We start from the raw sequence: 22053 nt of genomic DNA on the forward strand, positions 1-22053 counted from the left end.
TCAAACGGCTCGTTTCGAGCGGCGCGAGAGTATATATGCATTAGCTATGAATTTTATACCCCCTGTCGTAACACAAGGTTTTTCAGGGAGCAAGGTATTTTACTACTGTTTATGCATACAGTATACCTTTTTGTCCCTCGCCAAGCTTGCTTCATTCGCCCGAGGGGTAGACTACGGGGGTGCTGTGATCGTAGACGTCCATCATTTTAGGATCGCGGTGGCCGCTGGCTTCCTGCTTGTCCGCTCGGTTACCCACGGTGTCGGTGATGCCGCGTCGTTTCAGGTCGTGCAGGGCAAACCGTTGTTCCGGGGTGATGAAGTCGTCTGCAAGCGCCAGGGTGATGAAGCGTTGCCAAGCTGTGTCTAGGCTGGTTTTGCGCAGTGGACCGCCATGGCTGGCCACAATGATGTTCCGCCGTGACGGCATGATCGGAATCGCGGTTTTGCGTTTGGCCCATATCTTGGCTCGATAGGCCTTCGCGTGGTCCCAGGCTTTGCGTAGCCGTGGCGTCCAACGAACGATGTTGTCGCGGCTGCCCTTACGACGGTTGGTCAGTATCCCGCTCTCCAGCTCGTTTTCGTCTGTAAGGGTCACGACCTCTATGCCGCGCAATCTGCAGAGGTAGGCCAACTCCATGACGTAGCCTAGGTATTCGGGGCAGCCGCCTTTCTCGTTGCGATGCAGCAGCCCCCTGGCGATTGCCCGATCGATAAGGGCGTCCATGACCTGATGGTTCGGTAGGCGGCGTTGCTTGCGCTCTACGGGCGCTTCAATGCCCAGGGCAGGGTTCACGTCCAGGAAGCCTCGATTACGGCCCCACTGCAGTACACGGCGTAGGTAGCGTAGAGCGTGAGCGGCCTTCGATGGCGTGCCTTCGTCCGCTAGTCGGTCAACGATCCGTTGCACCAGGGCAGAGGTGAACTTCCGAACAGCCAGATCCCCCAGCGGTTTTCCCAGCTTGGTGGGAATGTTCAAAAGAACATCGCGGGAATAGCAGTAGTCGTCGTGGGTTTTCGAACTCAGCTTCTTGTACCGATCGCTGTCGTGGAACTGAGCGCAAACGTAGCGGAGCGTTCCCCGGTCGACGTTGGAAGCTTCATCCATGATCACGTGCAGTTCTGCCAGCGAAACGCTAGCCGGCGCAATATTGCGCCTGCGTTGTGTGCCCGTCTCGTCGCGATGAAGGGTGTACCAGACTCCTTCGTTTCGCTGGTCGAAGTAAACGGCCGCTGGGAGAGCGGCCTGGTCGATGTGAGTGGGGATGTGCGGGTTGTGCTTCCGCTTCCTTGCCTTCCTCATAGGATGTCGGCGTCGTATCGCTCTGCAGCGGCAGGCTTCATGCCTGCGGCTTGGTTGATAAGGTCCAGCGTTGTCCAGGGCCCTGTCCGGCCACGGAATAGGCGAACGCCCTGGTCTATCAGCGTCCGCTCAACATCAGACCGGCGTTGATAGCCGGTAATGCGCTGCAGGTCGGTGAATATCAGGACGTTGTCCGATCGGGAGTTCATTGCTAGCCCTCTTTAAGCTGCAGCACCCCGTGCAGTCTAGCGCTACAACCGGGGCATGGTTATTAGAAGTTGGGATGCAAACTGCTGGATCTATGGGGGCGGTAACTCTTTATGGAGTACGCCTCAAGCCTTGAAGTGCCAGCACCGCACCGACTGAGGCACCGGTTGCAGCGGTGTACGCGCCTGCAGGTTTGCGCGAATAGCGCTTTCGGTTGGCTTGCTCGCATCAATCAATTTGTGTGTTCGTCCGTCCTTGAGCATCCGGCGCAGGGTGGCAAGGTCGGGGATACGTTGGCGGTGTTCGTGGGCGACCTCTGCAAACTGGTTGAGGTTGATGGCGATGACGCCAGGGTTTTTGCTGTGGTTGACCAGCGGGCTACCTGGAAGAGTTTCGAGGTAGTCGTACACCTGCCAGAAGTCGTTCAGCTCTTGGGGGTCGGTGGTGATCGCCGCCTGGCGATCGTTGGCCATTCCGGCGATGTACTTGCGTGTTTCGCGCATCATGTCTTCAGGCACCTGCAGCACTAGCTGCAGACAGTCGACCAGTGCAAGCAACATGCTGTGGTTGCGGATGATGCGATCCGACGAAAGCTTTTTACTTGCCCACAACTCGGCCCGGTACTTCGGGTAGGCCTGGGCGAAACGCGCCATCACCTGCGGCTCAGCCTTCATTGCCTTGACCATGAAATGGCTGACGTCCCCTACCTCGGTCTGCACCAGGGAGTCCGCTGCTTTGCGGCTTTCTTCGGTGATGTTGGGTTTCGCGAAGTACAGTTTGGTGATCCGGCTCAGAATCGCTTCATGGCCCGACACGCCGGCGTTTTGTGCGATGACGATTGATGCACGGAATGGAGGTTCGTAGGTATCGTTGCTGTTGTTTTTCACACCTCGGGTTCGCAGAAGACCGCCCCCGTAGTAGTCCTTGAATTCATCCCATTCGAACGACTTAGCGTTCTCTGCATCGGTGTTACGGTCGGCCTCCAGCAGTACCAGGGGGATGTTCGACACCTGTCCCATTGCTCGGCTACGACCGGAAATAGAACCCTTGGCCGGGTCGAAACCCTCATAGAGGCGACCGAACAATTTCCAGAGGAATTTGATCAGCGTGGTTTTGCCTGAGTCGGGTTCGCCAGACATCTCCAGGAATGGAAAACTTTCGTAGTCGGCACGAATCTGCTCCGCGAACAGGGAGCCGAACCAGTATGTCAGCGCTACCAGGCCTTTCTCCCCGAAGCACAACCAGAGGTTGGGCAGCCAGTCGTCGCAATAGCCCTTCGAAGTACTCGCCATGTTGATCTTGATCGACTTCATTAGGCACTTGACGCGGACCTGGCCAAACTCAAAGTAGTCTTCGTCGTTGGCCTTATAGACGTTCCCACCCTGCACCGCGATGTCGTTGAAGATGTAAGCCTTGTGCTCTTTGCTGTACCCGAGGAAGTCGATCGTCTCGACGGTTTTCAAGCGTTCCGTCTGACGGACGATGATCTGGTCCAGATGCTTTTGGGTGCCCAGCCAGCTCGCGCTGGCGTTCATCAGGCGCGCCTTGAATTCGCTACTGGAGGAGATCTGCTTAGGGGTAAACGTGTGTTTTTCGGGGGCGTTGTCGCTCGGGGTATCCACTTGGAAATAGAACCAGGCGTCGCCGGTCACTTCGTTTACCTGCTTGTACAGAGCCTGGAAATTACAGTTGGCGATCAGTTTTAGTCCGCAGACTGACTCCAGCACCTTGTTGCGTGCCTGCCTGTCGTTGAGCTGTTGGTCGTCGTGATCCTCGCTGTTGAGAAGAGCGCGCTGTTCATCTTCCAGTTTCGACAGGTCGAACTTCGCCCAGTACATCTTGCTCCCGAACTCAAAGTGGAATTCGGATGTGGCGTCCTCCCAGGTGTACATCAGGATGGCCTTATCGCGTGGCGACGGTGCCAATAGCAGGTCACCTTCGTGGCGTGCAATTTCAAGGTCTCGGCTGCGGCGCTGATCGCGCTTGTCAGCTTCTTCAAAGCTCCAGCGCTGATGCTGGTCGTTCCAATCAACCTTGCGGCCATCGCGTTGTGGAATCAGGGCAGCGGCACAGTTGAATCCAAGCTGTCGGGACATCTTTACCCAGCGCTGCAGGTAGCCGCGGGCCGCAGGCTCATTGTCTAGAGCCCATACCAGGCGAGGGAGGTTGCCTTTGCGTTGTTCTGCCAGTTGCTCCAGGGCGTGTGCGGGATAGCTGACGCTCGACATCGCGGACACAGCATTGATCCCGTTGTGCAGCAAGGCAACGGCATCAAATATCCCCTCAACAATCCACAGCTCTTCAACGGTGGCTAGGTCGACAGTAGGAGGGCACCACCAGTGGCCTAAGGCGCTGTACTTGGGCTTGAAGCGAGCCTTCATCTTGCCGAAGCGAGCGGGCCGATCAATCAGCCGTTCCCAATAACCCTCGTTTGGTAGAGGAAACCGAATCGTGGCGCTGGATTCGCCCGTTTCGTGGTTTACGTAGCTTTCCTGGGTGAACCAGCCGGTCAACGTCCCGACGTCGAAACCGCGTGCAAACTCCAAGTATGCACGCGCTGTTACCGTCGGATCGTTGTCTGTCGCCGGTGCGCGCTTGCTCCAGTCCTCGAACAGGTCGTCATACAGGTCTTTCACATGCTCAATGTGGCCACAGCGTTCAGGCCGGCCACAGCGGATCTGCCAAGGGTTGTCGTGGCGGGCGTACAGCTCTTTCTTTTTGCATTTTGGGCAAGTGCCGCCGCGCATATAGTTGGAGCCGGTACGGACCTTCAAGTCGAAATCGAACTGCAACCGCTCGATGACTTGGGCGCGGATATCATCTTTCATCGTGGACATTACTTCGCTGCCTTTAGGCTATGAGAGAGGGCGGCCATAAGGCGTTTTTGTGCTGCCATCACAGGGACGTGGGCGAGAATTGCGCCGTGGCGCAGACCGTCCGCAACAAGGCGGAACTGGTCGTCGTACCAGTGCTCGTTGAGGCTCAAGCGATACTGTTCACGCAGCGCGGCCAGCAACGCCTCGGCCTCGGCCGGGGGCAGTTGAGTGGTGACAATTACGGCGTTTGCCATCGTTAAACCTCGATTTCGGGCGCAGCTCACCCAAACCCATGGGACGTGGGGCAGGCGATTGGTTGGGTTGGTGTTACGAGTTTGCGGAGCGCAAACGCACGTTGTCCGGGGTGTTCAGGACACGTTCATAAATCAGGCTGACTGGAACAGACCAGCAATGACCCTTCACTGGATCCTTGATCACCACGACGGTGTCGGTGCTGTAGTCCAGGAGCAGGCGCTGGCGGAAAGCGATTTCCGTCAGCTCGATGTGGGCAAGGGACACCAGTTTGGTTGCAACCGATTCGGTAACGTCAAAACTGATGACCAGGTGATCGATCGTGCGATTGATCAGCGCGGACAGGTCGGCGAGGTGTTCGGCTTGGTGCCGCTCAAGGAACGCCAGTGCGGCGCTTTGCATGCATTCCTGGTAGTCCTGGGTGTTGGTCTGAGCGGTCATTGAGCTTTCCCCGATTTGGCGCGATAAAGATCGATAGCGGCATACACTTCGGCTGTGCGTGCAGCCATGTGCAGGGTATGAGCATTAACGATTAGCTCTGCTTCATTCTCGGTGATCACACCGTCCTCCAGCGCTTGGGCAATGATCTGGTCGACCGTGCCCTGCTTGGCGGAACTCTGCATAGCCCGTGAATACATCTCTACGTTGTCGAGGCTGTCCGGGTGGATCACCGGCACAAACATGCCGCCGTACATTGAGGCGATGTAGTTGGCCAAATGCTGGGTGCCGGTGACTTGCTCAAGCTGGAAGATCTGCGCATCCGTCAACGGACGGCAGTTGTTGTTCTCGTAGGCGTGGTTGTCGAACTTCTTCAGTTGCAAGCCGATACGAGCGGCGGCGCATTCGCGACCACCTTTGTAGGAGCAAATAATTGCGCTGACGACTTCGCGACGTGTTTTTAGAACCTGACTTTTCATTTTCTGCTGTTCCCTCAGAGACCTGGCCATTACTGTGAAATCACGCCGTCTTTGATACCGAGTAACACGGCGGCGCGATGTGCCTCCCCCCGGCGACCTTTTTTACGACCGTTCAAAAGGTCGCTGACCAAATTCTTATTCAGTGAATGAGTGCGGCAGAACTCCGCAATGCTCATCCCTTTGCGATCCAGAGCCTCCCGGGCTTGCTCGGGTGTAAGGGTGGCGGGCATAGTGTTCGCTCGTGTGCGTTCGTGTGGATTCGTGTTTATACGGCGCCAATTATGACCAGTTTATTTGTCCTGTAAAGGGGCTAAAGCTTGAGAAATTTGTCATCGGGAGAATTCCCAGATTTGAGTGCGGGCGAATGCTTGCGTGAAGAAAGAGGTCGTTTGGGCCTTAAACAAGAGGAAATGGCGCAGATCGGCGGCGTAACTCGAAATACTCAAGGTAGCTATGAGCGCGATGAGCGGCGCCCCGATTCCGCCTATCTGAAAGCCCTGCATGCTGTAGGTCTCGACATCCTTTACGTCGTCACAGGCGTACGTACTCCTACTCCAGTTGGGGAGTTGACTGAGGACGAAGAAGTGTTGGTGAAACGGTACCGAAGCATTCCGGCGGATGACCAAAAATCTGTGCGTCGTTTTGTTCAGGCGATCGCTGACGATGTGGCAAAAAGCTCGAATTAACCTGTAACAAAACTTGTATCGCATTCGGCTCTCCCCAGTTCTAAAGCGATTTCCTGCCCCGATAACGTCGATTCAGCAATGCATTTTATGGAGTAGTAAGCATGTTGGATCGCACGAACAATGAACGCGGCTGTGTGGAATTCCACGAATTTGAATGGCTCGCTCTTTCCAAAATTGAACGTAGTTTTGTTGAGTTGTATCGTCAGCTAAATGAAGAGGATCGTAAGCAACTAAGGCGCCTTACCGAGGCACTCGCGACAGTTCCAGAAGAAGCGCTAGCGAGTTGACTCGTCCCCTCTAAGCCACCAACAGACCTATAGACGTAGCCTGTCCGCCGGCCCTATAGGTCGGCGTTTCCGTCCCCATCACGCGGCCCCAAGTTGGTCAAATAGCTCCCGCTGTTTCGCCTTGGGCATATCCCTCAAACGATCAAACAGCATTCTTTCGTAGGATTGGGCGGAGGGACTGAGGGTGTGCGAAAACGTCAAATTCGACACCCATGTGTGCCCGCACTTTGCGTCGAGGCACTGGCAGTACAACTTGGCAAAATCCCTCGATAGCTCTTCCCTAGACGCAATCCGGCCCTTGTTTCCGCATTTGCATACAACTCTCATTGTGTCCCTCCCCAGGGCAGCCAGTCGCCACTATTTTGCCACATTTTGTAGTGGTATTAGCTGCTTTTGATTGAGGTTGCAGTGTTATCAACTGAAATTATCGGTTTTTTCCAGCTGATAATCCTGTCATGCCGCAATGTGCCATTTAGCTGATTGAACAACTGACAGATTGGTCTGATTTCATTGCTGGTGTACACACGATCAATCTTTTCGATATCCCCAAAGCCACCGCTGTTCTCCGGGATGATCCCTGCCAGGGCAGGATTCATGCGCCAGGCGGCGATTACGTCATTGCGGGTGATGTTCTTCACTTTCTCCAGCTCGTCCTTGGCCTGGAAGTCGCCCACGGGGATGATCTGGATCGCGTTTTCCTTGCCATTGGGGATGTTGACGAACATCGAGCGGAAGTTGCCCACGCCCTTGCTGGCGCTGATCTGGGCGCGCAGGTTCTCTTCGTCTTCCTCGGTCAGGTCCGGGTCGTTGGTGTAGAAGATGTATCCCGCGTGCGCGCCGTTGCTGTAGTACCGCCGACGGAACAGGGTCGCAGCTTCGTTGAGCAATAGCGCCTGCAGGCCGCCCAGGTAGTCAGGCACGCCGTAGATGTTCTGTTCCACGTCGTAGTCCAAGACGTGTTCGATTTCGTCCTGGTCGAAGTCCATGTATTTGCTGTCTGGCAGCAACATCCTGAATCCGCCGTCGACCTTCACCCGCATGTTGATCGCCGGCAGGTGTTGCATCTCCAGCACCTCGCCAAAGGCGTTGGTATCGCGATAGAAATACGCTTCGCCAAACACCATGTAGTCCAGGCTGGCCCGGCCCATGGTCTGCGTGCTGCAGCCTTCGGACGGGATGAATTCACGCAGCAGCAGGTTGCGCTTGAACTTGGGAATGGCACCGTGATGCGCGTTGGCGCGCAGCAGCTTGGCCAAACCCGCCCGCGATACTGGCGGTTTGTAGATCTCGCCGTCGTCGCTGAGAAACACCCCGAGGTACTCGCCGATGTTGCCGGACAGCACCTGTTCGGGTTCCCCGAACGTGTACGCCCGCATGGGCTGTGGCTGTCGCGCCGGTCGGTTGGTTTGGGGCTTTTTGTGTCGTTGCTTGGGCATTGTTTCCGCTCGTGACGTAGCGGCTACGGCGCCGCTTGTTGGTGTTGAGGGGTTCGTTGAACAGGGCGTGCATGATCGACCAGGCGATGTCGGCGTGGCCGGTGGCGTCAGTGCGTGAAGCGCTGTAGGTGACCTGGCCGCTGCTGGTGGTGCCGCGCTTGATGGTCAGGAACGCTTGGGCGATATCGGTCCAGCCGGCGTCCCATTCGATGCGGCTCCCCTGGATCGTGTCCTGGGCCTTGAGTACCAGGGTGTTTTTGGTTTCAAGGCTGTAATGGATCGCGGTCGCACGTGGATAGAAGTCGCGCACCAGGTCAAACACGCCGTAGCCGATACCGGTCGTGTCGATACCGATGTGCTGCACGTTGAAACGCTCGGTAAGTTTCTTGACCTGGTCGGCCTGGTACTTGAACGACTGCCCACGCCAACTGTGTTTTTCCAGGATGCGGAATTTTGCCCCGGGTTCCAGTGGTGGGGCGACCACCACACATGTGGCGTCGTCGCGGGTGCGGCTTGGATCGTAGCCAAGCCACACAGGGCTGTTGCCGAACGGCCGGTCCAGCTCCGGGTTGTAGTCCTCCCACAACGACAGGTCGGAGTAGCAGCGCTCCAGGTCTTTTAGGCCGAACGCGCTCTGGCTGCTGTCGATGAACTTGCAGTAGAACAGCTGCTGGAATTTGTCTTCGTCGTACTCCAGCTGCAGCTGTTCGAGGTCGAACAGATCGCAGCCGCCGGCGATGGCGTCGTCCAGTGTGATGGTCTTGCGCCATTGGCCGTCGGGACACAATGCGCCCTGGGTGTATGACGCCTCGGTGGGCCAGGTGCCGCCGGCCTTCTTGCCGCGCTTGCTGTTGCGGAATTCCTCGCCCGACCAGAACGGGTACGCCTGGTGCGAGACCGCGCTGGGCGTCGAAAAGTAGGTTTTGCGCCACTTCTTGTGGGTGCCCATGGCACTGGCCACGGTGCTGAGTTTGTCGAAGTCACGTATCCAAAAATACTCATCGACGTAGACGTGGCCATGGTAGCCCTGAGCGGTGCTGCTGTTGGTCGACAGGAAACGCAGCTCGGCGCCGTTGCTGAGCGTGATCGGGTTGCCGGTCAGCTCGATGTCGAACCACTGCTTTGCAAACTGGATGATGTAACTGCGGAAAATCTCAGACTGCGAGCGGCTGGCCGACAGGAACACCTGGTTGTCGCCTGTCAGCACGGCGTCCATGAACGCTTCGCCGGCGAAGTAGTACGTGAGGCCCACCTGGCGGCTTTTCAGGATGTTGCGGATTCGGCACGTCAGCGGATTTTGCTTCGCGGCAAACAGCTCCTGCTGATAGCGGTACATCTTGCTGATGAACTTATCCAGGAAGTCGACTTCGGTCAGCCCGCTAATGTCGTTCTTGGCTTTCTTCTCGCGTTTCTTCCCGCTGCTATCGCCACGCGGCCGTTGGCGGCCTTCCTGTGGCTCGCCGGAAGTTTCCCCGATCGGTGCTGGCAACGGTTTGGCCGCTTGCTTTAACAGACGTTCGCGCACGGTGGTCAGCCTGTCCAGCTCGTTGAGTTCGTCCTTGGTCAGGCTGCCCGCTTTGTCCAGGAGGAGTGTGATTCGCCGGCCCACGGCCGTCAGCGGTTCTTCATCCGACAGCATGTCTTCCCAACCGCCCTGGCGTATCCAGTAGTAGACGATGCGGATGTTGGGCAGGTTGAGCTGCGCCTGAATTTCCTTTGCCTTACAGCGGCGCAGAAACAGGCGTTTGGCGGCTTCTTTAACTTCGGTCGAGTAGTACATGGGCCGCAGTCTATGCGGCGAAAACGCTGGAAACGCGGGGTTAAATTCCGTGATTCACCTATATCGCGGATATAGGAGAAACGCGCATTTGAACCGTTTGTTTGAGGCTTGGCGGCTCCCTATCGTGGCGGCTCATTCAACGATTGAGCGCAGTTATCGCCCATGCCCCGTTCCCTTGTTTCGTACTGGAAACGTGTCGCCACCAGCGGCACCACCGCCGATGGTCGCGAGATCCTTCCCCAGGAACTGCGCGATATCGCTGAAACCTACAAGCCGTCCAGATACACGGCGGTTATCTGGTGCGACCACGAACGCTGGAGCGGTTCCCACGGCACCGTCTTTGCGGTGCGTCTGGTGGAGGAGGGCGAAGACCTGGAGCCCGGGCAAATCGCCTTGGAGGCACAGCTCAAGCCGAATGATCGCCTACTGCAGCTGAATGATCAGGGCCAAAAGCTGTTCTCCAGCATTGAGATCACACCGAACTTCGCAGGCAGCGGAAAAGCCTACCTGACAGGTCTGGGCGTCACCGATGAGCCGGCCAGCCTGGGAACCCAGGAACTCTATTTTTCGAAGAAAACCCACAAAAACTCGTTTTATGCCGCCTCCGTCGAACTGGGCTCCCTTGAAGCCGAACCGCAGAGCGAGGTCGGCAAGCTGATCGGCTTGCTCACTGGCCTGTTCAAGCGCTTTGCCACTGACGCCGAGCCCGCCGAACCCACCACCCCAACTGAGAGCAAAACCCCAATGGATGAAGCTACCGCAACGGCCCTCAAAGCCCTGCTGGAGCAGCTGCTTGTCGTCGCTGCCGGCATTCAGGCTGTGATTGAACCCGCCGCCGCAGATGCACCGGAACCCGACCAGGCGCCAATCGACGATGTGAGCACGGCCGTAGACGAGATCGTCACTACAGCCGAAGAAGAGCGTGAGTTCAGCCGAAAGGGCGCGGCTACGAATAAGGCACTGTTGGCGAGCATGGCGGCTTTGGAAAAGCGTTTCACCGCGCTGCAGAACACTTCCGCAGGTCGCCAGTTGCCACGCAACCCCGGTCCTGTAGCCGCCCCACGACGTAAGGTGCTCTGACATGGCCCAGCCTTTAAGCGCCCGTGGCGCCAAGCAATATGCCGAGCTGCAGGAAGCGATGGCCGAAGCCTATGGCGTCGAGCGATCGAGCCGCATGTTCAGTGTGGAACCCACGATCGCCCAGGAGCTGAACGACGCGATTACCGCCAAGGCTGATTTCCTGGAGCGTATCAACGTCGTTCCGGTGAGTGAGATCAAGGGCGAAAAAGTCTTCATCGGCGTGAACGGTCCTGTCACTGGCCGCACCAATACAAAGACCACCGATCGCGAAGCCAAAGACGCTTCGGCGCTGGACAACACCCAATACGAACTGGCTGATACCCAGTCGGACGTGGGCCTTCCATACGCCAAGATCGATGCCTGGGCGAAGTTTCCTGACTTCAAAGATCGCTATTCCGCCGCAGTGCAGAAGCGCATCGCGCAGGACCGAATCGTTATCGGTTTCCATGGCACCCACGCCGCTACGCAGACCGACCTGGAGAAATTCCCCAAGCTGCAGGACGTGAACAAAGGCTGGCTGCAGCAACTTCGCGAGCAGGCCCCACAGCAGGTGCTCAAAGAGGGGAAGACTGCCGGTAAGGTCACGCTGGGCGCCGGTGGCGACTACGCCAACCTTGATGCCCTGGTGCATGACACCAAGCAGATGGTGGACGAGATCCTGCGCGAAGACGGCGACCTGGTAGCGATTATCGGCACCGATTTGTTGGCCGCTGACAAGGCCAAGCTGTACACCAAACAGGGCGATACCCCGACCGAAAAAGAGCGCATTGAAAACGCGCAGGTCATTGCGACCTACGGCGGTCTGCCGGCGTTCAGCGTGCCGAACTTCCCGGTCAACGCCGTGTTGGTCACCAGTTGGGACAACCTCTCGATTTACTTCCAGGACACCAGTTGGCGTAAGCAGACCATCGAGAACCCAAAACGCTCCCGCGTCGAGGACTACAACAGCCGCAACGAAGGCTACGTGATCGAGCAGCTGGAAAAGATCGCCTTCACTGAAAACGTGGAGCTGGTGAAGTGAGCCTGGCCCTGGCGCACAAGCGCCGCACCCTGGCCTTGGGCAGCACTGCAGTAGCGGCGCTCGCCGCTACTGCAGGCTTGGCCTACACCCCGGCTGACGCCCTGAGCAGCCCCGCCAACGCACGCAAACACTTGCTGTTGCAGGAAGCGGCATTGGACCAGGACTTGGCGCGCCTGAGTGATCTCAAGAACCTGGCCAGCAAACAGTCGCTCAAGCGGGAGGAGCTGCTGCCCAAGTACCAGGAATACGTCCAGCGCTACTGCGAATCGGGGCTGAACTTTCCCAACCGCGTTGCGGTGCAGGTGATGGTCTGGCTGTTCGACACCGGCCAGTTCGAAGACGCCCTGGAGCTGGCCGACTTCCTGATGGAGCAGGGCCAGGAAATGCCGGAGCGCTTCAAGCGCCGCGACATCCAGACCTTTGTTGCTGACGCCGTGTGCGAGTGGGCCTATGCCGAATACAACGCCAAGCGCAGCCCGGAGCCTTATCTGTCCGACCTGCTGCCGCGTGTTGACGGCGAGTGGAACCTGACAGAGCAGATCCCCAGCAAGTACCACAAGTTGATTGGCATGCGCGCCATGGAGGCCGAGCAGTGGGAAACCGCGCTCAAGCATTTGGAGCGCTCCACTCAGCTGTACGCGCAGGCCGGCAACGACACGCGCATCAAAAAGGTCCGCAAGGCCCTGGCAAAACAAGCGGCCGCTACCCCGGCGTCCGAATAACCGACTACCCCCCCAGCGGGGACCTGTGGAAGTGAGCCGCCTATTTATGGACCGTCCCACTGAAAACAGGCTCCCCGCCCTATTTGAGCGGCCAGCAATGAGCTTTTCTGGGAAACCCACCACCTTTGTGGAACTGACGATCGAGAACGACGGCTTCTGGCCAGACCTCTCTGTATCCGAATTCCAAAAGGAACAACGCCTGCCGGCGGAGTACCTGGTAGAGCTGCTGGCCGACGCTTTGAGCACCGCCATGGTCGAGGTGAACACCGACCTGGCCCGCGTGAAAGCGACGCTGCAGGATGCCGGCGTATTGAGCCTGGTAGCAGTGGCGGGCGTGGGCACCCCGGCGGAATGGGGCTATGCCGATAAGGTCACGCTCTACAAGCGTGCTGTGTACTGCCGCGCCAAGGGTAACTCGCTGCCCCAGTTCGCCACCATTACCCGCCGTGAAAGCGCCGAAAACACCGGCAAGGAAGCACCCGAGCGTGCCGAAACCTTCCTGGCTTTCAGCCAGCAAGCCGTGCGTGCCCTGCAGGGCCGTGGCCGCATCACGGCGGCGTTGCTGTGATCCAGCTGCAGGCGCTGACCGCCTACCTGATGTCCCGCAACCTGGTGGAGCCTGAGCAGTTCGACAGTTGGACCGAGCAGGTCAGTCTTGAGCTGATCTGGAAACCCGACCGCAACGGCCTGCACATGGCTGACATGCGCTATCGCGCTGTGTTCTCCCTGGAACGCTTCGCCGGCAATCCGGCCAGGCTGATGGCCCTGGTGGGCAGTTGGCTGGAAACCCACGACACCGACCGCGACCGCCACGAACTGCCGGCGCCGATGTTCACCGTCGAACCGCTCGACCAGGACAGCTTCGACGTGGAGCTGTCCTTGGAATTCGTCGAGCCGCAGTACCTGGCCGAAGATCCCGCCGGCGAGATTGAAGCGTTCGGCAAGACTTGGGCGTTCGTCCCATTCGACCTATGGGTTGCCGAGCAGGGTGAGGTGGGCAGCGATGGCCGTTAAACCGCTCAACCTCGATATCAGGGGCTTGCTCGACGTCGACGCCCAATTGGCATTGCTTGAGCTGCCGCCGCAGCTGCGCCGGCGATTACTGAACAGAGTGACCACACGTGTGCGGACGATGAGCCGTAAGCGTGTGCGTGAGCAGAAGAACACCGACGGCACTCCGTTCGCTGAACGCAAGGGCAGTGCCAAGGGCAAAAAGAAGATGGAAGCCGGCCTGGCCAAGCTGCTGCAGGTCACCCGCGTCAGTTCGGATGAAGCCGAGCTGGGTTGGAAAAACGCGTTAACCCGTTGGGTCGCCGCCCAGCAGCACAACGGCGTCAGCGAACGGCGCACCGCTGCGCAGATGCGCCGCTGGAACAAAGTCCCGCCCGGTATTGCATGCACCGACAAACAGGCTAAGCGCCTGCGCCGGCTGGGCTTCCGTGTTCGCCAGAAGGGCAAAAAGGCGCTGGCAAGGCCTTCGGTGGCATGGATTCAAGAGCATGTGAACTACGCCAAGGCCGGCTTGCTGATCCGCATCTTGAACGACGAACAAACAGAGAAAACGGGCGCGCAAAGCTGGGACATCACCCTGCCAAAACGCCAGTTCCTCGGCGTGGAAACCAGCGGCGAAACCCGCGAGCTGGTTAACCAAGTCTTTGAACAAATCCTTAATTCACCCCGCTAACGAGGCACAGCATGGCACTTGGCACAGTCAGCGTTAACAATCTCAATCTGGGCCAAGGCGCCGTGACTGAGATCGAGCGCTATTTCCTATTCATCGGGCCAGGCCCGAAAACCGCTCCCAAAAACATCGGCAAACTGGTGCCGCTCAATACTGAAAGCGACCTCGATGCCGCCCTGGGTACTGCTGCCAGCGACCTGAAAACCCAGATCACCGCCGCACGATTGAACGGCGGCGATCGCTGGGCCTGTTTGGCGGCACCGATCCTGGCCGATACCGACTGGCGCGCCTCTTTGGAGACTTGCCAGCAGCAGGGCTTTTCGGTCGAGGCAGTCGTTATCACCCAGCCTGTGACCAAGGGCGACGACCTGGCGGCCATGCACGACGCGGCTGTGCTGGTTAATAACGTCTACGGCCGCCGCTTGTTTGTGATGGCCGCAACTGCCAGCCCGACAGTGCTGCAGTCCTGGGCGGAATATGTGGCCGAGCAAAAGGCAATTACCTCCAACGTGGCAGCGCCGCGCGTGATGGTGGTGCCGCAGCTGCACGGCAACGACCTGGGCGTGTTGGCCGGTCGCTTGGCCAACGCTGCCGTGAGTATTGCCGACAGCCCAATGCGTGTGGCCACCGGTGCCGTAACCGGTCTCGGCAGTGTGCCGGTGGATAAAGAGGGCGTGCCGCTGCCGTCCGCAATCCGCGCCGAGTTGGACAAGTCCCGCTTTTCTGTTTCCCAGACCTACCCGGACTATCCCGGCGTGTATTGGGGCGACGGCAACATGCTGGACACCCCCGGCAGCGACTACCAGGTAGTCGAATATCTGCGTCTGGCAGACAAGGCGGCGCGCCAGGTACGGCCGCTGCTGATCCGTCGTGTGGCTGATCGTCGCTTGAACAACACCCCCAACAGCATGGCCGTGAACGTCAACGCGCTGATGGCGCCACTGCGCCAGATGGCCAAGTCGGTCAAGTTCGCCGGCCAGGTGTTCCCGGGAGAGATCCAGACGCCGAAAGACGGCGACATCGTGCTGACCTGGAAGAGCAAAACCGCCGTCGAGGCGTACATCAAGCTCAAGCCCCACAACTGCCCGAAAGACCTCACGGCGAACATCGCCCTGGACCTTTCCAACGACGATTCGGAGTAACCCCCCATGTCACGTATTGGCGGCAAGAACTTTGACGTGAACCTGGGCGATCTGCAGGTACACGTCGAAAGCTGCACCCTGGATATCACCGACAACAGCAAGACCGCGCAAACCCGGGGCGTGCCTGATGGGTACGTCGACGGCGACGTGGCGGCGGCAGGTGAAGTTGAGCTGGACTCGACCAACTTTAACCTGGTGGTCGAAGCTGCGCGCACTGCCGGCAGCTTTCGCAAGCTGGATGCGTTCGACGTGGTGTTTTTCGCCAAAGCTGGCGACGACGAGCTGCGCATCGAGGCCTTCGGCTGCAAGTTGAAGATTTCCAGCCTGCTGAGCATTGATCCGAAGGGCGGCGAGAAGACCAAGCACAAGGTGCCCTTTGAGGTTACCAGCCCGGACTTTATCCGCATCAACGGTGTGCCTTACCTGGACTCCACCGAGATCGAGGGCATTAGCTGATGGTATGCCCGTTCGATCGCGCCCAAGCCCTGGAACAACGTCAGCGGGACCAGGCTATCAACGCCCAGTTGGCCCAGGCCCGGCGTGAGTCAGCGGGCCCAAGTCTTACTCACTGCCAGGACTGTGGTAACGAGATTCCGGCAGCGCGCCAGGCGCTCGGCGGCAAGACCCGCTGTGTCCCGTGCCAGTCTTTTTTCGAAAAAGGAGTGCAGCGATGAGCACCAATCAGGCGGCCCAGGACACCGCCATCGCGCTGGCGAAGGCGTCACCTGCGATCGGTGTAGCCGCCACTGGGGCGACAGGAGCCATCGACTGGTCGGCTGTCGCCTACATGCTGACTGCCGTTTATATGGTGCTGCAGATCCTGCTGTTGGTTCCCAAGTATCGCCAGATGCTGCGCGATTGGAAGGTTAAGCCATGAGCCTGCGCGGCAAGATCGCCGCCGGCGCCATCGCGCTCTGCAGCTCCACACTCGTCGTGTTCCTGGGCACCTGGGAAGGCAACGGCCAGAACATGGTTTATGCCGACAAGCTGGCCCGTGGGCTGCCAACCGTGTGCAAGGGCATCACCGGCCATACCAGCCCGTATCCGGTGGTTGTCGGTGACTACTGGTCGGATGCGCGCTGCAACGAGGTGGAGCAGTTGGTGATCAGTAAAGGCCAACTGCAGCTGGCCGACTGCATCACCAATCAGGACGTGGACCAGAACACGTTCGACGCCCTGAGCAGCCATGGCCACAACTTCGGCACGCCCAGCACATGCGCCAGTCGCGCCGTGGGCCTGATCAATGCTGGCCGCATAAAAGAGGGCTGCCAGGCGCTTGCCTGGGCACCTGACGGCAAAACACCGGTTTGGGCCTTCATCAGCAAGCCTGATGGCCAGAAGGTATTTGTTCGGGGTTTGCATAACCGCCGCTTGGCCGAGGCCGAGCTTTGTAAGGCGGGCCTGTGATGCGCGAAGGCATTTTCATCCTGGTCCTGTGCCTGGTGGCCTGGTTCGGCTTTGACCTGCTGCAGGGCCAGCGCGACACCGCACGAATCGAGCGTGACGCGGCGCTGTTTGAAGTGAACGGCCTGCGAGAGGCGGCGCGGATCAGCGGCGAAATGCTGGCTGAGCGTGACGCCATCGACCTTCAACGTACCCAGGAACTGAACCATGAACGTGCTGAAAACGATGCTCTGCGCCTTGATGTTGCTACTGGCCGTAAGCGGTTGCGCCTCAACGCCACCTGCAGCGCCCCAGTGCCCGCCAGTGCCGGCGCCGGCGGCGTGGCTGATGCAGCCACCGCCGAACTCACAACAGACGCTCGATCGGATTATTTCACCCTCAGAGATCAGCTTGCCCTCAGCCGGCAAATGATCCTGGGCCTGCAAGACCATGCCCTGCGGGTTTGCCCGCGCCAACCATAACTGACACCCAACCTTTGAACGGAGCAACACTCATGACCGATACACGCGATATCACCCTGGAAGTAGGCGAGCAGGAATTCACCTTCGCACTGACCCCGCAGGACGTCACGAAGTACTTCAACGCAGTCACCCAGGCCAACAAGGTGTCACCAGCCAACAACCTGCTGGTGACCACCGTTAAGCAGGAACAGCGCGCCACCCTCAAGTCCCAGCTGGGTAACCCGGTGCTTGTCATGCAACTGGCCGGCGCGCTTCTGGAAGAGTACGGCCCGGACATTGAAATCACCGTAAAAAAGCCCTCGACCACGCCGAACGACTGACCGAAAACGGCCTGGGCCAACTGGTGGCCCTGGCCGGCCGCTGGCTACCAGGTGCCGAGCCCACCGCCGAGGTGATGGGAACGGCCAAGTGGCTGGAGGACGAGCATTGGCGCCGCATGGAAATCGCCATTGCCAATGGCATTGCCTACGCACTCAACGGATAAACACTGATGGCTGACAAAAGCGCCCGCCTGGCCTTTATTTTGAGCCTGACCGATAAGGTCACGGCGCCAATGGGCAAGGTCAAAACCGGCTTTTCCGACCTGGCCGAACAGAGCGAAAAGCACATCAAAACCATGGGCTTTGGTCTGGCGGGCATCACGGGCGCTTATGTCGGTATCACCCAATCCATGGAACCCGCCTTGGAGATGAACCGCGCTCTGGGCGAGGTCCGATCGCTGAACGTGGCCGAAGACGCCTTGAACTCGCTGAACCGTAAGTCGCTGGAGTTTTCAGTGGCCTACGGCGAGAACGCCAAGGATTTTGTCGCCTCGGCGTATCACATCGAGGGCGCCATCAAAGGGTTGGTTGGCAGTCAGCTGGCCACCTTCACCAATGCCAGCAACGTGTTGGCCAAGGCCACCAAGTCCGACGCCGACACCATGGGCACCTACGTTGGCACCATGTACAACCTGTTCAAAGGCCAGGCCGACGCCATGGGCAAAGGCCAATGGGTTGAAACCCTGGCTGGCCAGACGGCCACGGCCGTGCAGCTGTTTCGCACCAGTGGCGAACAGATCGGAGAGGCGTTCAAGGCTGCCGGTGGCCTGGCTAGCACCGCCGGCGTAAGCCTGGCTGAGCAAATGGCTGTGCTGGGCACGCTGGGCAGCACCATGGACGGTGGGGAGGCTGGCGGCCTCTACAAATCGTTCTTTGAAAACGTCAGCGCTGCCTCTGAAAAACTCGGCATGAAGTTCGTGGATCAGCAGGGCAAATTGCTGCCGATGATGGACATCCTGGACAAGCTCAAAGGCAAGTTTGGAGACCTGTCGATTGAGGCCAACGGCGCAAAGCTGCGCGATGCTTTCGGTGGCGAAGCGGCACGGTTGATCAGCAGCCTGATGGGCGACACCGACCGCCTGAAAAACGGCATGGAGCGACTGGGCAATGTGCGCGGCCTGGAGAACGCCGAGCGGATGGCCAAGAACATGGTGGACCCATGGCAGCAGTTTAGCTCCGCTGTCGAGGCGTTGCGCATTGCCTTCGGCCAGGCGCTGATCCCGATCCTGACCCCACTGATGGAGCGCCTGGTGGGGATTGCCAGCACGTTAACCCGCTGGACTCAGTTGTTCCCCAACATCACGCGCTTGATTGGGATCGTAACCCTGTCGTTCCTGGCGATTACCGCCGCCATGTCGTTGCTTACGCTGACCGTGGGGCTTTCGAAAATGGCGTGGCTGGGGGCCGTCGTGGTGTGGAATGCCCTTACCTGGTCGGGTTATCGCAGCATCGCCATGTTCCTGTACCACACCGTCATGGTGGTGGGGTTCGTGGCCGGCCTGGTGCTGATGGTCGCTTGGATGGGCCTGGTCAAAAGCGCGATGTTGCTGTGGCAAGGCGCGATCTGGCTGGTCAACACCGCGTTGTTGGCCAACCCGGTGGCCTGGATCGTGATCGGAATTGTGGCCTTGGTCGCGGCCGTGGCGGCTGCGATCATCTATTGGGACGACTGGACCAGCGCACTACTCAACAGCGAGGCGTTCCAGTGGGTTAGGGGCCAGCTGACTGCGCTGTCGGAGTGGTTCGACTCGATGGGCAATTGGTCGAACATGGCCAGCGCCGCGTGGGACGCCATCGTCAACGTCTTTAAAAGCGCTATCAATGGCTTGATCGAGATGTTGAACAAGATTCCCGGCGTGAACATTGAAGCGGCGTTCGGGGACATGCCGGCGGCGCCAGAACTTCCAACCATCAGCGCCCCGCAGGTCGAAGCGCCGTTACTGCCTCAACTGGTAAGCGCGCCCCAGCAGTCGATTCAGGCACCGCCCCTGGTGCTGGCTCCCATGCCTAAAGCACCGGCGCCGGTGATGCCGACGCTGGAAGCGTTGCAGCCACCAGCAAAGGCGCCGGCACTGGTACTGGCCCCGGCGCCGGCAGTATCCGCACCTGCAGCGTTGCAGCCGCCGGCAAAGCTTCCGTCCCAGGTCCTGGCACCGGTGGCACAGCCCCACACGCCCAAGGAATTGCCGCGCACGTTGCCCAAGCTGGTGGCTGTGCCACCGGTGCAAACGCCGGCGCCGATCGGGCCGCAGTTGACGATCCCGCAGCCGCTGCAGACGCCTCCCCTGGTCACCGCTCCCGCTCCCACGGAGAAGGCCGAGCAAAGCCAGCAGCGCATCAACGGCTCGGTATCAAGCTTGTCTCCGAAACGGCCTGACGCCGTGCCCCGGGGCGGCTTCCTGGCCAGCATCCAGAACAACAATCAAACCCAGAACAAGGGCACTCATGTGGAGAACGTCAACATTCACACCGGCAAGCAAATGAACCCGCTGGAGCTGGAAGGCATGTTGGCCATGGCGGTGGGCGGATGAGCGAATACATCGACCTGCTGATCATGGACAACGACCTGGTACTGGACCCGTCGCGTCAGCCGCTGCTGATCGAGGACAGGGCCAGCATTGCCCAGGACATCGCGCACATGATCCGCGAGAGCGGCTTGCTGGTCACCTTGGTGGCCGAGCGTAGCCGTCTGCGTCAGCGCGACTGCATCCAGCAACTGGAACTGTTGGTGGAGGCCGACGAGCGCCTGGTACCGGGCACGGCGCTGATAAAACAAGTGGAGTCAGGCCATTACCTGGTCACGGCGAAAACGCTGAAATTTGGCGACATCGAGGTGACGTTGTGAGCGACGTAGATTTTAAACAGGCACTGGCAGACAGCGGCATTCCAGTCACCGAAGATGGATTGCGCAAGGCCTGGGAAAAGGAAGTCGCCGCGCAAGGTAGCAAGCTGAGCAACACCAGCGCCTATTCGCCGTTCTGGCGGCTTATCACCGCGCTGGTCACTAAGCCGGTGCTGTGGCTGATCAACTTTGTCAGCGGCACGGTTTTGCCCAATTTCTTTGTTAAAACCGCTGTGGGTAAGTGGTTGGACATGCTGGCCTGGGCGGTCAACGTCGAGCGCAAAGGGGCGACCAAGGCCAAAGGTGTGTTGCTTTTTACCCGGAATGTCGCCGGCGGCGTGCTTGAGTTGCCCGCCGGCGTCCTGGTGCAGTCCGCTGCTATCAACGGCCATATCTACCAGTTGACCACGACCCAGGCCGTGAACTTCGCTGATGGCGTGCTGCAGCTGGAAGTCCCGGTAGAGGCCCAGGAAGTGGGCAGCGGTTACAACCTGGCCCCGGGTTATTACGCGATCCTCCCCGTGCCCATTGCCGGCATCGCCCAGGTGGTGAACGCGGACGGTTGGCTGATTGCACCAGGTGCAGACCCCGAGCCGGACGATCAGCTGCGACTGCGCACGCGGAACCAGTTCTCGGCGGTCAACCAGTGGCACACCGACTCGGTGTACCGCGCCATGATTTCCGCCTTCCCAGGCGTGCGGCCGGATGGTGTGTATTTCCTTCACGGCGCACCACGGGGCCCAGGCAGCGCAAATGCCTATGTGCTGTTTGATGCAGACGTGCCGGCGGCGACGTACCTGGAGCAAATCAACGCGCATATCCGCGACCAAGGCAACCATGGCCACGGTGATGACCTGATGGTGATGGTCATGCCTGAGACACAGCACGCGCTAAGCCTCACCTGGTGGCCACGATCGTTGCTGACCGTCGAGCAGCGCGAAAAACTGCAGGCGGAAATTGGGCAATTCATCCGTGCGGCCTTTCGGGAGAGCGGCACCGGCGACTATCAGCCCACACTGACCTATCCGCAGTCGCGGTTCTCGTTCAGCCGCCTGGGGGAAGAACTTCACCAGCAATTCGCCGGCATCGAGTCGTTGCATTTTGACAATGCCGACATCGTGTCAGAGCTGAGCATTCCCAGGATCAAAACCCTGCAGGTGGTGCCGGCATGATTAAGCTGAATTTGCCTTTCTGGCTGGACGGCCCGCAGTTGGCCAAGTTGAAAGCGGCCGCGCAGGCCTGGTGGGACAAGGTCGAAGGCTGGCTGCAATGGCCGCTCCTACAGATGGACGCGGACACCTGCCACATAACGATCCTCGATCTGCTGGCCTGGCAGCGGGATATCAGCCGTTTCAAAGACGAGCCGGAAAACCTTTACCGACTGCGGGTGAAGTTCGCCTTCATCAACGCGGTTGACGCCGGCAGCACGGCAGGTCTCAAACGCATCCTGCAGCGACTGGGCGTTGGCTATGTCGAGATCAACGAGCGGTTACCCGATCGGGATTGGGACGTGGTGCTGCTGCGCCTCTCCGATTCCCAGCTGTCGCAAAACCCGGAGCTGATGCGCGTGCTGATTCAACAGTACGGCCGCACCTGCCGGCGCTATGACTTCGTGACCATCACCCCCGTATCACTGCGCATCGTCGCGGTGGACTTCAACGACGACCAGCAAACGCTGGTCGCCAGCCTGTAGGAGCCC

General features: G+C 59.2%; 30 protein-coding genes. 20 read left to right on the plus strand and 10 right to left on the minus strand.

Features of this window, described 5'->3' with window-relative positions; genetic code table 11:
• Positions 1-151: 151 nt before the first annotated feature.
• The 7 genes from CPH89_RS11700 to CPH89_RS11730 form a co-directional block, all read right to left on the minus strand.
• Positions 152-1300, minus strand: a complete 1149-nt coding sequence (locus CPH89_RS11700) for a site-specific integrase (RefSeq protein ID WP_053253826.1) — start codon at positions 1298-1300, stop codon at positions 152-154.
• Complete coding sequence (locus tag CPH89_RS30580) at positions 1297-1509, minus strand: hypothetical protein (protein WP_053253827.1); 213 nt, start codon at positions 1507-1509, stop codon at positions 1297-1299. Before CPH89_RS30580 ends, CPH89_RS11700 begins: the two co-directional genes overlap by 4 nt.
• 123 nt (positions 1510-1632) lie before the next feature.
• Positions 1633-4335 carry a toprim domain-containing protein gene (locus CPH89_RS11710; protein WP_371850833.1) on the minus strand — a complete coding sequence of 901 codons (2703 nt, stop codon included), beginning with the start codon at positions 4333-4335 and terminating at the stop codon, positions 1633-1635.
• 8 nt (positions 4336-4343) lie between these two features.
• Positions 4344-4577: a hypothetical protein gene (locus CPH89_RS11715; protein ID WP_053253829.1), complete on the minus strand. Its 234-nt coding sequence runs from the start codon at positions 4575-4577 to the stop codon at positions 4344-4346.
• Positions 4578-4650: 73 nt separating this feature from the next.
• Positions 4651-5016, minus strand: a complete 366-nt coding sequence (locus tag CPH89_RS11720) for a hypothetical protein (protein ID WP_053253830.1) — start codon at positions 5014-5016, stop codon at positions 4651-4653.
• Entirely contained in the window at positions 5013-5492 is a 480-nt protein-coding gene (locus tag CPH89_RS11725) for a YmfL family putative regulatory protein (protein WP_272949988.1), read from the minus strand. The genes CPH89_RS11720 and CPH89_RS11725 overlap by 4 nt, the downstream gene beginning before the upstream one ends.
• Positions 5493-5521: 29 nt before the next feature.
• On the minus strand, positions 5522-5722 hold the full coding sequence (locus tag CPH89_RS11730) for a DNA-binding protein (RefSeq protein ID WP_053253832.1): 201 nt from the start codon (positions 5720-5722) through the stop codon (positions 5522-5524).
• An 87-nt stretch (positions 5723-5809) separates the two neighbouring features.
• On the opposite strand from CPH89_RS11730, the gene CPH89_RS11735 reads away from it, so the two are divergent.
• Entirely contained in the window at positions 5810-6178 is a 369-nt protein-coding gene (locus CPH89_RS11735) for a helix-turn-helix domain-containing protein (protein ID WP_081006314.1), read from the plus strand.
• Positions 6179-6279: 101 nt separating this feature from the next.
• Entirely contained in the window at positions 6280-6465 is a 186-nt protein-coding gene (locus tag CPH89_RS11740) for a hypothetical protein (RefSeq protein ID WP_053253834.1), read from the plus strand.
• Positions 6466-6543: 78 nt separating this feature from the next.
• Here the strand turns inward: CPH89_RS11740 and CPH89_RS11745 are convergent, their stop codons facing one another.
• From CPH89_RS11745 to CPH89_RS11755, 3 genes are read right to left on the minus strand one after another with little or no spacing between them, the layout of a single operon-like run.
• Positions 6544-6792 (minus strand): ogr/Delta-like zinc finger family protein, encoded by a 249-nt coding sequence (locus CPH89_RS11745; RefSeq protein ID WP_053253835.1) that lies wholly within the window; start codon positions 6790-6792, stop codon positions 6544-6546.
• A 56-nt stretch (positions 6793-6848) separates the two neighbouring features.
• Positions 6849-7709, minus strand: a complete 861-nt coding sequence (locus tag CPH89_RS11750; RefSeq protein ID WP_053253898.1) for a phage portal protein — start codon at positions 7707-7709, stop codon at positions 6849-6851.
• Complete coding sequence (locus CPH89_RS11755; RefSeq protein ID WP_053253836.1) at positions 7648-9681, minus strand: terminase large subunit domain-containing protein; 2034 nt, start codon at positions 9679-9681, stop codon at positions 7648-7650. Before CPH89_RS11755 ends, CPH89_RS11750 begins: the two co-directional genes overlap by 62 nt.
• Before the next feature lie 162 nt (positions 9682-9843).
• Between CPH89_RS11755 and CPH89_RS11760 the strand changes: the two genes are divergently transcribed.
• The 18 genes from CPH89_RS11760 to CPH89_RS11840 all read left to right on the plus strand — a co-directional run bounded on the left by CPH89_RS11760 (position 9844) and on the right by CPH89_RS11840 (position 22047).
• Positions 9844-10761: a GPO family capsid scaffolding protein gene (locus CPH89_RS11760; protein WP_053253837.1), complete on the plus strand. Its 918-nt coding sequence runs from the start codon at positions 9844-9846 to the stop codon at positions 10759-10761.
• Position 10762: 1 nt separating this feature from the next.
• Positions 10763-11782 carry a phage major capsid protein, P2 family gene (locus CPH89_RS11765; protein WP_053253838.1) on the plus strand — a complete coding sequence of 340 codons (1020 nt, stop codon included), beginning with the start codon at positions 10763-10765 and terminating at the stop codon, positions 11780-11782.
• Positions 11779-12504: a phage terminase small subunit gene (gene gpM / locus CPH89_RS11770; protein WP_053253839.1), complete on the plus strand. Its 726-nt coding sequence runs from the start codon at positions 11779-11781 to the stop codon at positions 12502-12504. The genes CPH89_RS11765 and gpM overlap by 4 nt, the downstream gene beginning before the upstream one ends.
• A 97-nt stretch (positions 12505-12601) precedes the next feature.
• Positions 12602-13072, plus strand: a complete 471-nt coding sequence (locus CPH89_RS11775; RefSeq protein ID WP_053253840.1) for a head completion/stabilization protein — start codon at positions 12602-12604, stop codon at positions 13070-13072.
• A complete protein-coding gene (locus CPH89_RS11780; RefSeq protein ID WP_053253841.1) occupies positions 13069-13518 on the plus strand; it encodes a phage tail protein in 450 nt (149 codons plus the stop codon). The genes CPH89_RS11775 and CPH89_RS11780 overlap by 4 nt, the downstream gene beginning before the upstream one ends.
• A complete protein-coding gene (locus CPH89_RS11785; protein ID WP_053253842.1) occupies positions 13508-14188 on the plus strand; it encodes a phage virion morphogenesis protein in 681 nt (226 codons plus the stop codon). The genes CPH89_RS11780 and CPH89_RS11785 overlap by 11 nt, the downstream gene beginning before the upstream one ends.
• An 11-nt stretch (positions 14189-14199) precedes the next feature.
• Positions 14200-15327 (plus strand): DUF2586 domain-containing protein, encoded by a 1128-nt coding sequence (locus tag CPH89_RS11790; protein WP_053253843.1) that lies wholly within the window; start codon positions 14200-14202, stop codon positions 15325-15327.
• Between the two features lie 6 nt (positions 15328-15333).
• Positions 15334-15783, plus strand: a complete 450-nt coding sequence (locus CPH89_RS11795; protein ID WP_053253844.1) for a phage protein — start codon at positions 15334-15336, stop codon at positions 15781-15783.
• Positions 15783-16001 (plus strand): TraR/DksA family transcriptional regulator, encoded by a 219-nt coding sequence (locus CPH89_RS11800; RefSeq protein ID WP_053253845.1) that lies wholly within the window; start codon positions 15783-15785, stop codon positions 15999-16001. Before CPH89_RS11795 ends, CPH89_RS11800 begins: the two co-directional genes overlap by 1 nt.
• A complete protein-coding gene (locus CPH89_RS11805; protein WP_053253846.1) occupies positions 15998-16204 on the plus strand; it encodes a hypothetical protein in 207 nt (68 codons plus the stop codon). Before CPH89_RS11800 ends, CPH89_RS11805 begins: the two co-directional genes overlap by 4 nt.
• Complete coding sequence (locus CPH89_RS11810; protein WP_053253847.1) at positions 16201-16734, plus strand: lysozyme; 534 nt, start codon at positions 16201-16203, stop codon at positions 16732-16734. The genes CPH89_RS11805 and CPH89_RS11810 overlap by 4 nt, the downstream gene beginning before the upstream one ends.
• Entirely contained in the window at positions 16734-17192 is a 459-nt protein-coding gene (locus tag CPH89_RS11815; protein WP_053253848.1) for a lysis system i-spanin subunit Rz, read from the plus strand. Before CPH89_RS11810 ends, CPH89_RS11815 begins: the two co-directional genes overlap by 1 nt.
• A 32-nt stretch (positions 17193-17224) precedes the next feature.
• Entirely contained in the window at positions 17225-17512 is a 288-nt protein-coding gene (locus CPH89_RS11820) for a putative phage tail assembly chaperone (RefSeq protein WP_053253849.1), read from the plus strand.
• Between the two features lie 20 nt (positions 17513-17532).
• Positions 17533-17676 carry a DUF6890 family protein gene (locus tag CPH89_RS30375; protein WP_370881244.1) on the plus strand — a complete coding sequence of 48 codons (144 nt, stop codon included), beginning with the start codon at positions 17533-17535 and terminating at the stop codon, positions 17674-17676.
• Between the two features lie 6 nt (positions 17677-17682).
• Positions 17683-20043 (plus strand): phage tail tape measure protein, encoded by a 2361-nt coding sequence (locus CPH89_RS11825; protein ID WP_053253850.1) that lies wholly within the window; start codon positions 17683-17685, stop codon positions 20041-20043.
• Positions 20040-20357 carry a DUF2590 family protein gene (locus CPH89_RS11830; RefSeq protein ID WP_053253851.1) on the plus strand — a complete coding sequence of 106 codons (318 nt, stop codon included), beginning with the start codon at positions 20040-20042 and terminating at the stop codon, positions 20355-20357. Before CPH89_RS11825 ends, CPH89_RS11830 begins: the two co-directional genes overlap by 4 nt.
• Positions 20354-21526, plus strand: coding sequence for a baseplate J/gp47 family protein (locus tag CPH89_RS11835; protein WP_053253852.1), 1173 nt, complete (start codon positions 20354-20356; stop codon positions 21524-21526). The genes CPH89_RS11830 and CPH89_RS11835 overlap by 4 nt, the downstream gene beginning before the upstream one ends.
• Positions 21523-22047 carry a phage tail protein gene (locus tag CPH89_RS11840; protein ID WP_053253853.1) on the plus strand — a complete coding sequence of 175 codons (525 nt, stop codon included), beginning with the start codon at positions 21523-21525 and terminating at the stop codon, positions 22045-22047. Before CPH89_RS11835 ends, CPH89_RS11840 begins: the two co-directional genes overlap by 4 nt.
• Positions 22048-22053: the final 6 nt, after the last annotated feature.

Source organism: Pseudomonas fluorescens, from assembly GCF_900215245.1.
GTDB lineage: Bacteria > Pseudomonadota > Gammaproteobacteria > Pseudomonadales > Pseudomonadaceae > Aquipseudomonas > Aquipseudomonas fluorescens.

Bases quoted from the DNA above. Each gene is read 5' to 3' on its own strand.
- CPH89_RS11700 (WP_053253826.1), bottom strand. From the start codon at position 1,300: ATGAGGAAGGCAAGGAAGCGGAAGCACAACCCGCACATCCCCACTCAC.
- CPH89_RS30580 (WP_053253827.1), bottom strand. From the start codon at position 1,509: ATGAACTCCCGATCGGACAACGTCCTGATATTCACCGACCTGCAGCGC.
- CPH89_RS11710 (WP_371850833.1), bottom strand. From the start codon at position 4,335: ATGAAAGATGATATCCGCGCCCAAGTCATCGAGCGGTTGCAGTTCGAT.
- CPH89_RS11715 (WP_053253829.1), bottom strand. From the start codon at position 4,577: ATGGCAAACGCCGTAATTGTCACCACTCAACTGCCCCCGGCCGAGGCC.
- CPH89_RS11720 (WP_053253830.1), bottom strand. From the start codon at position 5,016: ATGACCGCTCAGACCAACACCCAGGACTACCAGGAATGCATGCAAAGC.
- CPH89_RS11725 (WP_272949988.1), bottom strand. From the start codon at position 5,492: ATGAAAAGTCAGGTTCTAAAAACACGTCGCGAAGTCGTCAGCGCAATT.
- CPH89_RS11730 (WP_053253832.1), bottom strand. From the start codon at position 5,722: ATGCCCGCCACCCTTACACCCGAGCAAGCCCGGGAGGCTCTGGATCGC.
- CPH89_RS11740 (WP_053253834.1), top strand. From the start codon at position 6,280: ATGTTGGATCGCACGAACAATGAACGCGGCTGTGTGGAATTCCACGAA.
- CPH89_RS11745 (WP_053253835.1), bottom strand. From the start codon at position 6,792: ATGAGAGTTGTATGCAAATGCGGAAACAAGGGCCGGATTGCGTCTAGG.
- CPH89_RS11755 (WP_053253836.1), bottom strand. From the start codon at position 9,681: ATGTACTACTCGACCGAAGTTAAAGAAGCCGCCAAACGCCTGTTTCTG.
- CPH89_RS11760 (WP_053253837.1), top strand. From the start codon at position 9,844: ATGCCCCGTTCCCTTGTTTCGTACTGGAAACGTGTCGCCACCAGCGGC.
- CPH89_RS11765 (WP_053253838.1), top strand. From the start codon at position 10,763: ATGGCCCAGCCTTTAAGCGCCCGTGGCGCCAAGCAATATGCCGAGCTG.
- CPH89_RS11775 (WP_053253840.1), top strand. From the start codon at position 12,602: ATGAGCTTTTCTGGGAAACCCACCACCTTTGTGGAACTGACGATCGAG.
- CPH89_RS11785 (WP_053253842.1), top strand. From the start codon at position 13,508: ATGGCCGTTAAACCGCTCAACCTCGATATCAGGGGCTTGCTCGACGTC.
- CPH89_RS11790 (WP_053253843.1), top strand. From the start codon at position 14,200: ATGGCACTTGGCACAGTCAGCGTTAACAATCTCAATCTGGGCCAAGGC.
- CPH89_RS11795 (WP_053253844.1), top strand. From the start codon at position 15,334: ATGTCACGTATTGGCGGCAAGAACTTTGACGTGAACCTGGGCGATCTG.
- CPH89_RS11800 (WP_053253845.1), top strand. From the start codon at position 15,783: ATGGTATGCCCGTTCGATCGCGCCCAAGCCCTGGAACAACGTCAGCGG.
- CPH89_RS11805 (WP_053253846.1), top strand. From the start codon at position 15,998: ATGAGCACCAATCAGGCGGCCCAGGACACCGCCATCGCGCTGGCGAAG.
- CPH89_RS11810 (WP_053253847.1), top strand. From the start codon at position 16,201: ATGAGCCTGCGCGGCAAGATCGCCGCCGGCGCCATCGCGCTCTGCAGC.
- CPH89_RS11815 (WP_053253848.1), top strand. From the start codon at position 16,734: ATGCGCGAAGGCATTTTCATCCTGGTCCTGTGCCTGGTGGCCTGGTTC.
- CPH89_RS11820 (WP_053253849.1), top strand. From the start codon at position 17,225: ATGACCGATACACGCGATATCACCCTGGAAGTAGGCGAGCAGGAATTC.
- CPH89_RS11825 (WP_053253850.1), top strand. From the start codon at position 17,683: ATGGCTGACAAAAGCGCCCGCCTGGCCTTTATTTTGAGCCTGACCGAT.
- CPH89_RS11830 (WP_053253851.1), top strand. From the start codon at position 20,040: ATGAGCGAATACATCGACCTGCTGATCATGGACAACGACCTGGTACTG.
- CPH89_RS11840 (WP_053253853.1), top strand. From the start codon at position 21,523: ATGATTAAGCTGAATTTGCCTTTCTGGCTGGACGGCCCGCAGTTGGCC.